At 44.3% G+C, this 13854-nt stretch carries 13 protein-coding genes; 12 read left to right on the top strand and 1 reads right to left on the bottom strand.

Annotated features, from left to right (window positions below; genetic code table 11):
* Window positions 1–5 precede the first annotated feature (5 nt).
* From rsxC to AAA970_RS11740, 11 genes are all read left to right on the top strand, one after another.
* Window positions 6–1367 carry an electron transport complex subunit RsxC gene (gene rsxC / locus AAA970_RS11790; RefSeq protein ID WP_053405807.1) on the top strand — a complete coding sequence of 454 codons (1362 nt, stop codon included), beginning with the start codon at window positions 6–8 and terminating at the stop codon, window positions 1365–1367.
* On the top strand, window positions 1357–2370 hold the full coding sequence (locus AAA970_RS11785; RefSeq protein ID WP_053405806.1) for an RnfABCDGE type electron transport complex subunit D: 1014 nt from the start codon (window positions 1357–1359) through the stop codon (window positions 2368–2370). The genes rsxC and AAA970_RS11785 overlap by 11 nt, the downstream gene beginning before the upstream one ends.
* Before the next feature lie 8 nt (window positions 2371–2378).
* Complete coding sequence (locus tag AAA970_RS11780; protein ID WP_338237263.1) at window positions 2379–3092, top strand: RnfABCDGE type electron transport complex subunit G; 714 nt, start codon at window positions 2379–2381, stop codon at window positions 3090–3092.
* Between the two features lie 9 nt (window positions 3093–3101).
* Window positions 3102–3755, top strand: a complete 654-nt coding sequence (locus AAA970_RS11775) for an electron transport complex subunit RsxE (protein ID WP_338237261.1) — start codon at window positions 3102–3104, stop codon at window positions 3753–3755.
* Complete coding sequence (locus AAA970_RS11770; protein WP_053405805.1) at window positions 3752–4324, top strand: electron transport complex protein RnfA; 573 nt, start codon at window positions 3752–3754, stop codon at window positions 4322–4324. Before AAA970_RS11775 ends, AAA970_RS11770 begins: the two co-directional genes overlap by 4 nt.
* A gap of 12 nt (window positions 4325–4336) precedes the next feature.
* Window positions 4337–4531 (top strand): hypothetical protein, encoded by a 195-nt coding sequence (locus AAA970_RS11765; RefSeq protein ID WP_157601020.1) that lies wholly within the window; start codon window positions 4337–4339, stop codon window positions 4529–4531.
* Window positions 4532–4543: 12 nt separating this feature from the next.
* A complete protein-coding gene (locus AAA970_RS11760) occupies window positions 4544–5401 on the top strand; it encodes a ferredoxin reductase domain-containing protein (RefSeq protein WP_338237260.1) in 858 nt (285 codons plus the stop codon).
* A gap of 67 nt (window positions 5402–5468) precedes the next feature.
* Window positions 5469–6335 carry an RnfABCDGE type electron transport complex subunit B gene (locus AAA970_RS11755; RefSeq protein ID WP_053405803.1) on the top strand — a complete coding sequence of 289 codons (867 nt, stop codon included), beginning with the start codon at window positions 5469–5471 and terminating at the stop codon, window positions 6333–6335.
* 986 nt (window positions 6336–7321) lie between these two features.
* Window positions 7322–9634, top strand: a complete 2313-nt coding sequence (locus AAA970_RS11750; RefSeq protein WP_338237258.1) for a TonB-dependent receptor — start codon at window positions 7322–7324, stop codon at window positions 9632–9634.
* 2 nt (window positions 9635–9636) lie between these two features.
* Window positions 9637–10587 (top strand): DUF4249 family protein, encoded by a 951-nt coding sequence (locus tag AAA970_RS11745; protein WP_338237257.1) that lies wholly within the window; start codon window positions 9637–9639, stop codon window positions 10585–10587.
* Window positions 10588–10669: 82 nt separating this feature from the next.
* Window positions 10670–11476, top strand: coding sequence for a hypothetical protein (locus tag AAA970_RS11740; protein ID WP_338237256.1), 807 nt, complete (start codon window positions 10670–10672; stop codon window positions 11474–11476).
* Window positions 11477–11484: 8 nt separating this feature from the next.
* Here AAA970_RS11740 and AAA970_RS11735 read toward each other — a convergent pair whose 3' ends face one another.
* Window positions 11485–12306 carry an SDR family NAD(P)-dependent oxidoreductase gene (locus tag AAA970_RS11735; protein ID WP_338237254.1) on the bottom strand — a complete coding sequence of 274 codons (822 nt, stop codon included), beginning with the start codon at window positions 12304–12306 and terminating at the stop codon, window positions 11485–11487.
* A 443-nt stretch (window positions 12307–12749) separates the two neighbouring features.
* On the opposite strand from AAA970_RS11735, the gene AAA970_RS11730 reads away from it, so the two are divergent.
* Window positions 12750–13847 carry an ISAs1 family transposase gene (locus tag AAA970_RS11730; protein WP_053404476.1) on the top strand — a complete coding sequence of 366 codons (1098 nt, stop codon included), beginning with the start codon at window positions 12750–12752 and terminating at the stop codon, window positions 13845–13847.
* Window positions 13848–13854: the final 7 nt, after the last annotated feature.

Here is a 13854-nt window from a genome sequence, read left to right as displayed (position 1 = left end):
GCGTTATGCAGTTGTTGAATTTATTATTTAACCGACATCATGACACCTTTCAACATGGGATTCATCCGCCGGAGCATAAGGAGGATACAAGGGATATGGCCATTCGGCAATTTTCCTTTGCTCCGGTGGTTGTCCTGCCACTAGTGCAGCACATTGGTGCGCCTTCCCAGGCAGTAGTACGGGAAGGTCAGGAAGTGAGTCGTGGTCAGTTGCTTGCAACGGCCGGCGGCTATGTTTCCGTACCAGTGCATGCACCGGTTTCCGGTACCATTCGGAAAATTGCCAATGTACCCTCTGCCTCGGGCAAAATGGTACCCGGCATTTTCCTGGAAGCCTTTCCCTTCTCCGGTCAGGAGGTGATGGAAGGTACTCCGGTGGATTTGGATACTGCCAGCCCTGAAGAAATTCTGAAGGGCGTGCAGGATGCAGGAATCGTGGGATTGGGCGGAGCCGCCTTTCCCACCCATGTCAAGTTGAAGGTGCCAGACGATAAACACTGTGAGGTATTACTCCTCAATGGGGTGGAATGTGAGCCTTTTCTCACCACCGACCATCGGGTAATGCTGGAGCAGGCCGAGGATATTTATATGGGCGTCCGCTATCTGTTGAAGGCGACAGGAGCGAAGCGTGCCATCATCGGCATTGAGGCGAATAAGCAAAATGCGGCGGATCACCTGAACGCCCACCTGCCGAAGGATTTACCTTTGGAAGTCAAGGTGGTGCCGGTGAAATACCCGCAAGGCTCAGAGAAGATGTTGATCACTTCCACTTTAGGTCTGGAGGTTCCCTCAGGCGGATTACCTATTGATGTAGGCGTAGTGGTGGTCAATGTGGCCACCACCGCCGAAATAGGCCGTTTGTTGCCCCATGGGCAGGGGATTCAGGAAAGGGTAGTGACCATTACGGGGCCTGGCGTGAAAAAGAAAGGTAATTATTTGATTCCAATCGGCACACCATTACGCTATGTACTGGAGGAAGTCGGGGTGGAGGATAATATTTCCGAAGTTTATCTGGGTGGCCCGATGATGGGGATGGCGGTATCCAATCTGGATATTTCCATTACCAAGGGGACTTCCGGGATTCTGGTTTTCACGGATAAGGAAGTGAAAAAACAACAGAAAGTATACCCTTGCATCAAATGCGGTGCTTGTGTGGAGGCTTGTCCGATGTTTTTGAACCCGAGTCAGCTGGGCATTTTAGCCAAAAATGAAGCCTATCAGGAAATGGCAGATCATCATAATCTGATGGATTGCTTTGAATGCGGTTCCTGTTCCTACGAATGTCCATCGCACATTCCACTGGTGCAGCAATTCCGCATTGCGAAATCAATGGTGAGAAAACGTAAATCCAAGGCCCATGCTAACTAAGACTTTAGATATTAGTACTTCGCCGCATATTCAGCGGGGCATGAGTACGGAGGTGATCATGCGCAATGTGGTGTATGCCATTATGCCAATGGTCCTCTTTTCGATTTACGCTTTCGGGACGGCTGCCTTTTGGGTGATTTTCACCGCACTGGTGTCCTGTCTTTTGACCGAATATGTACTCTGTAAACTCTCCGGAAAGGAAAGTAGCCTTTCGGATTGGTCCGCAGTGATAACCGGATTGCTGTTAGGCTTGACCCTCCCACCGATATTTCCTTTATGGATGACTTTCTGTGGAGGGGTAATTGCCATTGCGCTGGGAAAATTTGTGTTTGGTGGTTTGGGGATGAATGTTTTCAACCCTGCATTGGTAGGACGTGCCGTTTTGCAGGCCGCCTTCCCGGTGGCCATTACCACCTGGCAGGAAGCTTTCCGTCCGGACCGGTTTACCACCATCCCGACCTCATTAAAAGCCATGCCTTTTATGTCACCGGTATTTGATGGGGTCTCCGGAGCCACTCCGCTTTCCGCATTTAAGTTCGACCATATCACTGCTCCTGCTGCTGAACTGGCCTTCGGGCAGGTGAGTGGCTCAGCGGGTGAAACCTGCGCGATACTGATTATCCTTGGAGGACTGTATTTGTACGCACGCCGGATGATTAACTGGCGAATTCCGGTATCCATACTGGGGACTGTATTCTTGTTCAGTGGCGCCCTCTACCTGCTAGATGCGACCAACTATCCATCACCGGTATTCATGCTGCTTTCAGGCGGACTGATGCTCGGTGCTTTCTTTATGGCCACGGACATGGTCGGTTCTCCGCTCAATCCTAAAGCGATTTGGGTGTATGGCGCCTTTATTGGAATTATGGTCGTTGTGGTCCGGATTTGGGGTGGATTGCCCGAAGGGGTGATGTATGCAATTCTACTGGCCAATGCTTTGGCACCACAGCTGGATCGCATCTTTAAAAACCGAGTGTACGGAACTGTAAAACGCAAAAGCTAATGGAGACGATGGAAAAGATAGCACAACCAAAGGCGAAAGCGACAGCTCCCGAACAAGCCAATGAGGCGAGCAGCACTAAAATGTTGATCGCCATGGTGGGCATCGGCCTGGCCTGTGCCTTACTGATTGTTTCGGTCTATGAAGGAACAGCACCCAGAATTGAGCGATTGAAGGCGGAAGCCTTGCAACAGGCGATATTCAAAGTGTTGCCGGGCATTTCTCAGACGAAAACTTTTGAGCAATTGGCCGACGGTGGCTTTCAGCTACTGGAAGGGGATGCCAAAGGGAAGTCAGTCGTCTATGCCGGATATGATGATGCCGGAAAGCTGGTTGGTGTGGCGGTGGAAGCTGCTGGCCAGGGCTATGCGGACATCATCCGGATTTTGTATGGCTACCGACTGGCGGACTCCAAGATCGTCGGCATGTACGTGCTGGAAAGTAAGGAGACACCAGGACTGGGAGATAAAATCGAGAAGGATGAAGACTTTGTTGCCAATTTCGAGGCACTGGAGGTTGGTTTGACTGCAGACGGGCTTGCAGTCACCAACCCCATCTTGACTGTGAAAAGTGGGGAGAAAGTAAATGCCTGGGAGATTGATGGCATCACCGGTGCCACCATTTCCTCCAGAGCCATAGGAGATATATTAGCAAAAAGCACCGCGACTTTAGCACCACAGCTGGTGAAGCATCAGCAGGTATTCAGTCAGCAGGCACAACCTTAATACATTGGAATGGAAACAACGATAGCTAAAAAAGAGGAAAAGGCGGTCATTCCAAAAAAGGAAACACCGACCACCGATGAGTTCATTAAAGGACTCTGGCGGGAGAATCCGGTATTTGTGCAGGTGCTCGGGATGTGCCCGGTACTGGCGGTGACCAATACGGCGGGAAATGCCTTGGCCATGGGGCTGGCGACTGCATTTGTATTGCTGATGTCCAATATCCTGATTTCTCTGTTGCGGAATTTTATTCCCAAGCAGGTGCGGATATCTTCCTACATTCTGATCATAGCCACCTTCGTGACGGTGACGGACTACACCATTCAGGCCATTAGTGTAGAATTACACAAAAGCCTGGGGGCATTTATTTCCCTGATCGTGGTGAACTGTTTGATATTGAGCCGGGCAGAAGCTTTTGCTTCTAAGAACAATCTCGGTAAATCCATCATGGATGCGCTGGGAATGGGAATAGGCTTCACCTTTGCGCTGCTGTGCCTGGGAGTAGTGAGAGAAATTCTGGGCGACGGCGGCGTATTTGGTTATGCCCTCTTCCCGGAAGGTTTTGAGAACTGGATTGTGATGATCTTGCCTGCAGGCGGATTCTTCACCCTGGCGCTTTGGCTTTTGGCCTTTAATATTTTTAAAGAAAAACGTGCGAAATCATGAATGAATCACTTTGGAATATATTCATCAACGCCTGCCTGATCAACAACTTTGTGTTGGCTTACTTTCTCGGGATTTGTCCGTTTTTAGGGGTTTCAGGTAAGCTGGAGACCGCCTCCAAGATGGGGGCGGCGGTGACCTTCGTGATGTTGATCGCCTCGGCTTGTGGCTTTGGCATCAATATGTTGCTCACGGCGCTGAATGCGCCTTATCTGCAGCTGATCAGCTTTATTGTGGTAATAGCCTCCACCGTTCAATTGGTGGAAATGTTCATCAAGAAAATGAGCCCGGCCCTCTTTCAGGCCCTAGGGATTTTCCTGCCGCTGATCACGACCAACTGTGCGATTCTGGGTTTGGTGCTCTTCCAAACTGCCAAGAATTACAGTTTTGTGCAGAGCTTGGTATATGCCTTAGGCGCAGGGGCCGGATTTACCATCGCCCTGATGCTGATGGCCGGATTAAGAGAGCAACTGGACTTTGCCGATGTGCCCAAGGTGGTCAAAGGCACGGTACTCACGCTTTTTATTGCAGGGATTTTGTCTCTGTCATTTATGGGATTTTCAGGACTTTAAGTAAACGTCAATATGTTCACTTCATTTATCATTAGCAGTGCTGCCATCATTGGGATGATGTTTTGCTGGCTCGCCATTCAGCATTTTTGGAAGCGATTTTTCGCCACTCCGGAGACGGCCGATGCGCTGGAAGCCAGAGGGCGATGTGCTGGCTGCCGATGTAAGAAAGTTTGCAAGAAGAAAAATGAAAACCTTTTATCAATCTAAAATCATACAAGCATGACACATATTATAGACTATCCCACCGATCAGAAATATCAGGCTGAAGTGATCAGCAGCCAGCGTTTAACTCCGGAAGGAACGGATGAAATTCGGGAGTTGATTCTCGAAGTTTTGGATGATGAATTTACCTGCGCCATTAACAATAGCTTTGGAGTGCTGGTCAACAGTGCCGGTATGTTTGGTAACACTTTTCATCACCGCTTATATTCGGTCTCGGATTTACCTTCCAAGGAAAATGGCAAAACGAGAATTACCATGTTGGTGAAGCGTTGTAAATTCTTGGATGAGTTCAGTGGTGAGGAGTATAATGGGATTTGTTCCAATTACCTTTGCGACCGTAAAGAAGGTGAAGTAATTACCATTACCGGCCCATTTGATTTGGCTTTCAATGTGCCCAAAGACAATAGTGCCAATATGATTCTCATTGGAATGGGAACCGGAATAGCCCCTTTCCGTGCGTTTATTAAGCATATTTACAATACCCGTACGGGATGGAGAGGAAAAGTAAGACTTTTCTATGGGGCAAAAACCGGCTTGGAAATGCCTTATATGAATGAGGAGAACGGGGACTTGAAAAACTATTATGATGAGGAAACCTTCAAAGCTTTTCAGGCCATTAGTCCACGCCCACATTGGGCTGATCCCGTAGCCTTAGATGCGGCCATGGTGGAGCAGGCGGAAGAAATTCTGGAGATGCTGTCGATGAACAATACTTATGTATATGTGGCGGGATTTGAGAAGGTAAGGGATAATCTTAATAGAGCTTTTGCGGAAATTTTGGGCAGTAAAGAAGCCTGGGAGTCAAGAAAAGCCGAGCTGGTGGCTGGTGGCAAGTGGGCTGAAGTCATTTACTAGCTCAATTCATGAAAGGTCGGGAGCAGTCCACGGCCTTTCTATCTTTTGAAAAGAAAATCATTTTTTTATGTCTATAATAATTGCTTTATCGGCATTGGGAGGCCTGACGCTGTTGTTGGTGATCATGTTGATTGTCGCCAATAAAAAGCTATATGTTTTTGAAGACCCACGAATCGATGTGGTGAATGATTTACTGCCGCAAGCCAATTGCGGGGCCTGTGGGAAACCGGGTTGTCGGCCCTTCGCAGAGGCTTTGGTATCAGGAGAACTCCTTCCAGGTAAATGTTCGGTGAATTCGGAAGAAGGGCAAGTGGCCATTGCAGAATATCTGGGCGTTAGTTTGGGGGCAGAGGAGAAGCAGGTAGCCCGACTGGCTTGTGCCGGAGGGAAAAATGTGGCCATCAATCGGGCAAATTATCATGGCTTGGACAGCTGCCGTGGAGCGGCTTTAATCTCTGGAGGAGAGAAGGGTTGTTTTTATGGATGTCTGGGACATGGAGATTGTAAAGTCGTCTGTGATTTTGATGCGATTCACCTGAATGAACATGGCTTACCGGTCATTGATGTGGATAAATGTACGGCCTGTGGGGATTGCGTGGAGGCTTGTCCGAAAGCACTGCTAAGTATTCAGCCGCTAAGTCACCATTTATGGGTGGCCTGCAAGAATCTGGAATTTGGCGATCAGGTGTTGGAAGATTGCGAGGTAGGCTGTACCGCTTGTGGTAAATGTGCTGTTGATGCCAGTGATGGTTTAATTGCCATGGAGCATCAGTTGCCGGTGATCCAATATGGCAAGGCGGTTCAAAACCGGGAAGCGATTGACCGTTGTGCATCCGGAGCCATCGTCTGGTGGGATAAGGACAAAGGTCCGCAGAGAGGGAAGGAGAGTCGGAAGATTATCCGAAAGGGAGAGAAGAGAGTAGGTTTGAGTTAAGCAAAAATTTCATAATGAAAAATCCCCTGCCATTGTGGTCGGGGATTTTTTATGGGATCATATTACAAGCCTGAAAAATAGAAAAGGGCCGTATTCTTCACAGAGAAAAGCTTCAGGTAGTGCGAAAGCTTCTCCAATGCTTCGGTCCGTTTTCGCCCGGTATTTGGAAGAGACCCTTCAAATCAGTTTGTCTTTAATTAAGAGTGCGTTCAAAAACCGAAATTCGCAGCGAAAATTTGATTATTGCAGAAATGATACCCGATTATTTTGAGAGAATAGCAGCGCAACTGTTGAGCAATTGTCCAAAATCACTTCCAATAATTCGAATTTGCAGCCTGTGGTGCGCTTCTAAACATGCTCTTAAGGTAGAGCATCTGGTGGTGCCATATTCGGTTTAATTTAGTCCCTCTGGCTATAGATTTGAAGTAATGGGGGTAATGACAACAATGTTCTAAATGATGGTGATGCTTTTTGACCCAGATGATTCATGCTTCAATCCTTTTTTAGTTGCAAGGCGGGAAAAATGATGGAATAGTCTCCTATTTCGAGTTTTTTCCAACGAAGCAGATGAATGAGGAGAAAACAAGCTTGCCCAAATTTGGGCTATAAAAAAACTGCAGGCGTGAATGTAAAGATTGGATAATGAGTCAGTTAATATAAGTTACTAAATTTAGCGGTGAATAATTCGGGTTAATACTGGATCACTTCTGCAATAGTCTAATTTTCGATTAGAATTTTAAAAATACTTTTCATAAGAATCCTCACTTTAACCAAGTGGGGATTTTTTGTTTTAATCGGTTGATTATGTTTTTTATAATATTAAGCCTTGGCTTGGTTTTATTATAGTGATTTCAATGTCTTTTGTTTGGAATAGCATTTATTGCGTATTTGTCGTTAATTTCAGTTAAACTATATTTTTAGTGGTATTATTTATATTATTTTGAGTTATTTTAGCAGGGAGTCCTATCTACCTACTGCAATTTATAATGTTAAGACCACCTCTAATAGCTCGATTTTCTTTTGTTTTTATTATTGCGTTTTTTATCCTGTTTAAAGGGGTTTTTGCGCAATCTAAAATTACGATTAGTGGTTACCTGTCAGATGCCCGTACCGGGGAACATTTGATTGGGGCTTCGGTCTACGATCAGAAATCAGGAAATGGCGCCGTAACGAACGCCTATGGCTTTTACAGCCTGACCATCGCTCCTGATTCTGTAGATCTGTATTTCTCCTATGTGGGCTATCAGAATGAGCGTAGGCATTTTCTTGCGAATGAAAGTAAACGCCTAAATTTAAGGCTATCCAGCGATTTATTGTTGAAAGAGATAACGGTGGAAGCACCAAGGGAAGATTTACCCAGTCAGGTACAAATGAGTACGATTGAATTACCATTGGCGGATATCAAACAGGTGCCGGCGCTTTTCGGAGAGGTGGATGTTTTAAAAGTGATTCAGTTGTTACCCGGGGTGCAATCCGGAACAGAGGGGACTTCGGGATTGTATGTTCGGGGCGGCGGGCCGGATCAGAATCTGATATTACTGGATGGTGTTCCGTTGTATAATGCCTCTCACTTGCTGGGCTTTTTCAGCGTTTTCAATGCTGATGCGATCAATAAGGTGGACCTGATTAAAGGCGGTTTTCCGGCAAGATACGGAGGTCGGATTTCTTCGGTGATTGATGTGAAAATGAAAGAAGGGAATGACCAGGAGTTTCAGGGAGCCGGAGCGGTAGGCTTGATCTCCTCCAAATTCTCTTTGGAAGGCCCGCTCAAAAAAGAACAATCCAGTTTTATTATTTCCGGTCGGAGAACTTATTTGGACCTGGTTGCCAGACCTTTTATGCCTAAGAATAATAAGGCGGGTTATTATTTCTACGATACCAATGCGAAGTTTAATTTTAAACTGGGCGATAAAGATCGACTTTACTTTTCCGGTTATTTTGGTCGCGATAAAGGATTTGGAGGAACGAAATCAGACTATGAAGATTTTGATCTAGGACTTTATTGGGGAAATGTTTTAGGGACGGTGCGCTGGAATCACCTGTTCAATGATCGATTGTTTAGTAATTTATCTTTTAATGTCAGTGACTATCAATTTCGGGTGGGCTTTTTCCTCAAAGACCGTTATGGTGGGGAAGAGCAAGAGATGAATTTGGTTTATTTATCCGGAATACAGGATTATACTTTACGATATGATTTTGATTTTATTCCTTCCCCTCAGCATTACATCCGCTTTGGGATGCAGTCTGTCTTTCATCGGTTTCGTCCGGGCGTGTTTGATCTGGATGGGGATGAGGATCTTGCTGAAATTAATATTAAGGGCAGTGATCAGGTCAATTCCATGGAATATACGGCTTATGTGGAAGACGAATGGAAGATTCATGAGCGATTTTCAGCAAATTTTGGAGTAAACGCCACCTTCAATTATGTACAGGATCATTGGTACCCAAGTATTCAGCCCCGTGTCTCTGCGCGCTATTTGGTGAATCGTGATTGGTCCTGGAAGGCTTCTTATGCGCAAATGAATCAAAATCTTCATTTATTAACCTCTTCAGCATTTGGCCTGCCTACTGATTTGTGGGTGCCGGTTACCCAGCGGGTAAAGCCACAGGAGGGGCACCAATGGGCTTTGGGTACCGCCTTTTCCAAAGGCAAACTTGAATATTCTCTGGAAGGATATTATAAAAAAATGAACAATGTGGTGGAGTACAGAGAGGGCGCTTCTTTTTTTAATTTTAATGGCAATTGGGAAGATTTAGTGACCTCCGGTCAGGCTTGGAGTTACGGTTTAGAGCTTTTAATTCAGAAGAAGGTAGGAAAAACGACAGGCTGGTTGGGCTATACCTGGTCCAAATCTATGCGGCAGTTTGATGATATTAATCTCGGAGATGCTTTTCCTTATAAATATGACCGCAGGCACGATATTTCCCTGGTGGTAAATCATGAGCTGGGGAAGAAATGGAGCCTGAGCGGGACCTTTGTTTATGGTACCGGCAATGCGATTTCATTGCCCGTTCGGCAGTTGCAACCTCCGGCAGATGCCGGTTACGGTGGTGAAATAAATGAATATGGGGGTAGAAACAGTTTTAGAATGCCGGCTTATCACCGAATGGATTTATCCTTGACTCATACCAAACAGAAGAGGTGGGGAGAGCGTTCTTGGGTGATCTCTGTCTATAATGTTTACAATAGGAAAAATGTGTTTTTTGTGGACCCTTTTTACAGTAGCTGGTCCGGTGGATATGATGCCGTGACTCTTTTTCCAATCATTCCGTCCATTTCCTATAACTTTAAGTTCTGATCATGAAAAAGATATTGTTTTTTATACTTGGGGCTGTGATGATGGTCGCCTGTGAATCCGTCATTCATATTGATATTTCCTCCATGGAGCCACTTTTGGTGGTGAACGGGGTTTTGTCGGATCGTGACCCTTTTGTCATCAATGTGAGTGGATCTAAACGCCCCCAGGAAAATGATTATCCGGACTTGAAAAATCCACAGGTTCGAATATTTCATGAAGGCAGGGCCTTACCAATGGGCGACCGGTGTCATTCGGATGGATATTATAATGAGTATTCTTTTTTAGGTTTGGAAGAAAGCTTGCTTAAGGAAGGAGAAAGGTATGAGGCAGAGGTGTCAGCGGAGGGCTTTAAGTCTTTGCGTATTCCTTTTGAGTTGCCTGAGCGGAATCTGGAAGTGTTAAGGGCCTGGGTAGAGGAATTTCCCGAAACTAATGAGCGCTCCCTTTTCGTTAAAATGCAGCTGCCCCAGACCTCGGCTTATTTTGAAATAATTCTTCATAATTTGAGTTCTGATGAAAAGCTAGTTTGGGAAACCCCATTTTGTTCCAGACGAAAATATACGACAAAGGCGGCTTATTGGCAGGCGGGCTTTGAGTTTGGAGTGGATGACTACCGGGACCATGCCACGGTTTTTTCCCGGGAAATGTGGGAGGAGGATATTGTGACCCTGGAGATTAAACAATTGATCTCCGGGGCTCATTTTAAGGAAGAAACCCGTCTGGCTTTGCGCACCACCACTGAAGCGCATTATCGTTATGATTTGTCTTTCCGTAATTATAGTTTCTCTAAAGATAATATCCTGGCAGAGCCTGTGAATGTTTATTCGAATGTACCGGGCGGGGCGGGAATTCTCACAGGATCGGTCATTGATATTTATGAAATTGAAAATCTTCCCGAAGCCCCGGAATATCCTGAAGAACCTGACTACTGGGGACCTGATTTTTGGGAATAATGAGGGGTGATTCAGGAAATGGAGCTTATGAATATTATTACTACATTAGTGAAGTTTTTTGATATTCATTTAACCAATTGTGATGTTCCTGCTTATTCTTCAATATGGATTTTTAGTCATCTTTTTTCTGACTGCCGTTATTGGCTTGCTAAGCATTGTGGGCTGGGTGCCCAAAATGGACGAATGGTACCGGAAGCGCATTTTTACGGCGCTAATACTGGAGGTAGTCGCTGTAATTTTATTACTGTTTAAAAATAATTTCACAGGCGAATCTCCGGCAAAGCCAATATTAAATTGCTCGGTGGAGAATTGGGTGGCCTTGGATGAAAAAGGAGGTTTGGTGCAGCCGGAAGTGAGTGTCAAGTTTGAGGAAAAAGAATATCGGGAGATCCTGGGGAATGAACAGTTGCAGGCTTTTAAGGGGCTGGTGTTGGGTTTAGAGCAGGGGAGTTTAAAGGTGAAAAATATTAAAGGGGAAATTCTGGCGAGTTTTTCGGCAGCAGAGCTGGAGGCTTTGGGCTTGTTTAATGTGATAAAAAACGAAGAACAGATATCTTCCTTCCGCCATCATCAATATATTAAATGGCAAAAAGGAAAAAGTGAGGACTCATGGACCTATAAGGGACAATATTTATCCCCTTTCAAGCTGGAGATTATGGATGATAAAGGAGGCACAAAGTACATCATCCGTAATGAAAATAAGGGAGAAGTAATCTTTGACTCTGATCACTTCTCCAAAGATTTATTTCATGTGGACAATCGCATGACGCATTTTTTTCAACATCAGGGGGCTTATCATTTATTAAGAATTAATGAAGCCAATTTATCGGGGAGGCAGAATGCTTATGTTCATGTTTTACATGTTTTGCTTGAACCAAGGATCCAGTAAAATTCTTGCTAATAGGAAAGAGAGGGAATATACTCCTTGATGATTTTTTGAGTACTGTCTATAAGCAATCGGATTTTTTCTGAGGCATAAGCATCTCCATGTGCTCGATTAAAATTTCCCATATCATTATCAAAATACTGACCACTGGCACCATTCACTTCCGTAGAAAGCGCAAGCTGATAAAGGATGTCGGCTCCTTTATTTGCCGGGGACCAGAAGGTTTCATAAGCTTCCCGCGCCATTCTGGTATTCAACAAAGAACCAGGATTTACGGCAATTATATTGAGTTCCGGTTCCTGCTGCGCCAGATAAAAACTCCACATGGTCAGGGCCAATTTACTTTGTGCATAAGTTTCCTTTTGGGAAAGATGACTTTTTCCCTCCAGCGCCTTCAGCGATACCGGTGCCTGAGCGGCAGAACTGAGGTTAATAATTCGGGCATCTTCTCCGTTTTTCAGTAAGGGCATCAGGCCATAGGTTAAAGCATATGGAGCCAGATAATTTACCATAAAGCGTAATTCCTGTCCCGTGTGATTGGTCGGATTGATTGACTTAAAAACCCCGGCATTATTGATCAGAATATCTATTTTGGAAAAGCGACTTTTGATATCTGAAATCAGGTTTTGAATAGTAGAAAATTCAGATAAATCTCCAACAACACCGTGGATATTTTCATTTCCGCTAGTCGTTTTAATGGATTCAACCGTAGCCTGCACTTTTTGGTCATTGCGCCCGTGAATAATTAATTCATGCCCTTTTGGGGCCAATTGTTCCGCCGTCATTTTACCAATGCCATCTGTACTTCCTGTAATGAATATCGTCTTGCTCATTAATTTTTCACCTTTTAGGTATTGATTAAAAACATAACCAAATATCTTTCATAAAGTATTCGGTTGTCCTTAAATTTTGCTTAGCCTATTCACTTTTGACTTCAATAAAACCGTGATCGCTGCTGCCAAATCATTTTTTTCAATGAGGGATCATTATCCCGATTATTCCTGAAATCAAGGGCTGTTTGTATGGAAGGCCTCAAAATGATGATTCATAAGCCCATATCTTCAGAATTTCCATCAATTTGTTCGTGACTGCTGTCCCTGATACCTGCTTTTCTCCATATTTAGTCACTAATTTTTTAGAAGGAGGAAAATCGGTAGGAAGCCAGCCTTCCTTGATGAGGAAATATCCAATGCCGAATAATTAAACATAGCCAAAAGGATTTTAGGGCAAACGCATCAAGTTAAAAACTATTGAGAAATTGGTTTATTTTTGCCCTATGAATACACCCACGACTATTTTTTCAGGAGTAGAAGACCCTCGCCAAGAGTGGAGATGTCTTCATCCATTAGAAAATATCCTTTTTATCGCCTTAGCAACAATGATTTGTAATGGCGAAGATTTTGAAGATATGGTAATTTTCGGAGAGCAAAATTATGAATGGCTAGCCGAGTGCCTTGATTTATCGAATGGTATCCCCTCTCATGATACCTTTAATCGAGTTCTACAAAGATTACGACCAGACTCATTGCTGAATAGTCTCAAAGAAGATGGGCAACAATTACTGGACGTTGTAAATGAAAAGCAGGTGATTTTAGATGGGAAAAAATTAAGGGGAGTTTCTCCAAATCAAAAAGGGAATAAAGGTTTATACATATTAAGTGCTTGGGTTGGTGAAAATAATATTTGCATAGGCCAACAAAAGGTTAAAAATAAAAGCAACGAAATTACAGCCATTCCTGAATTACTTGATAGCATAGAATTGGCCGGCGCTACGGTGAGTATTGATGCGATAGGGTGTCAAAGGGAGATTGCTCAAAAAATAACACAAGATTGTGATGCTCAATACTTTCTTTCGCTTAAAAAAAACCAGAGGAACAGTTATCAGATTGTTGAAGATGCATTCCGCTTCCACAATCCTAGCAAATTTGACTTAATGATTGAAGAAGGGCATGGAAGAAAAGAAGAACGTAAATGCACTATAATTTCAATGGCATCTTTGCCGGAAGAGGAGCAATTAACTGGTTGGGAAGGGCTAAAAACTATTGTTAAGATTGAGAGTAATCGAAATGTTAAAGGGAAGGAAAGTAAGCAGGTTAGATTCTACATGAGTTCTGAAGAAATTTCAGATCCAAAATACTACAATTTATTGGCAAGAGGACATTGGAGCATAGAGAATCAACTGCACTGGCATTTGGATGTGACATTTAATGAGGATGCTTGTAGAGCCAGAAAGGATCATTCCGCTGAAAACTTAAATATCCTCCGAAAAATCGCACTGCAGAGAATTTCTAGAATGGATGATAAACTCAGTAAGAAAAAGAGGAGATACAAGGCTTCAATGGATCATAACTACCTTATATCCATCATCTCCTGATGCGTTT

The organism is Persicobacter diffluens, from assembly GCF_036244895.1.
GTDB classification, from domain to species: domain Bacteria; phylum Bacteroidota; class Bacteroidia; order Cytophagales; family Cyclobacteriaceae; genus Persicobacter; species Persicobacter diffluens.
The sequence above is the reverse complement of the archived record's forward strand: the minus strand, read 5'-3'. Positions and strand labels throughout refer to the sequence as shown.